Origin of the sequence: Bradyrhizobium sp. SRL28, assembly GCF_018596315.1 — a bacterium.
Taxonomy (GTDB): Bacteria; Pseudomonadota; Alphaproteobacteria; order Rhizobiales; family Xanthobacteraceae; genus Bradyrhizobium.
In genome coordinates, this window is the sequence record NZ_JAHEAG010000202.1 from 1 (window position 1) to 593 (window position 593).

Sequence of the window (593 nt, forward strand, 5' to 3'; positions counted from 1 at the left end):
GCGACGGTCGGCGACATCCTGAGCGCGATCGATATCGCCAGCGGCGTCAAGAACGCCGCTGTGTCGGCGGGTGTGGCGACGATTACCGCGAACGCCGGCCAGACAGTCGCTGCAATCAGCGGCGGTGGCGCGATCACGCTCACCACCTCGACCGGCGCTGATCTCAGCATCGTCGGCGAGGCCGACATGCTGAAGGCGCTGGGCCTGACGACCGCAACCGGTTCCGGCAATGCCACGGTGAGCGCGAGCCGCACCACGGCCGCCGGTGCCCTCGGTAGCCTGGTCCAGGACGGCTCGACGCTGAACGTGAATGGCAAGACGATCACCTTCAAGAACGGTGGTACGCCTGCGGCCGCCAACGTTCCGACTGGATCGGGCGTGACCGGCAACACCGTCACCGACGGCAATGGCAACTCGACGGTCTACCTCAACCAGGGCACCGTCGCCGACGTGCTGAATGCGATTGACTTCGCTACCGGCGTGCAGACGGTGTCGATCGCTTCGGGTGCGGCAACGCCGAGCACGGCCAGCGGTCAGACCAAATCCTCCATCGTTGCCGGCGCGCTGCAAATCTCGACCGGAGCCAACGCCGA

1 protein-coding gene is annotated in these 593 nt (G+C 66.6%); it reads left to right on the top strand.

Features of this window, described 5'->3' with window-relative positions; all coding sequences use genetic code 11:
* Window positions 1-593 (top strand): DUF1522 domain-containing protein (locus KIP88_RS45985; RefSeq protein WP_214494647.1); only part of this gene is annotated, 593 nt, incomplete at both ends.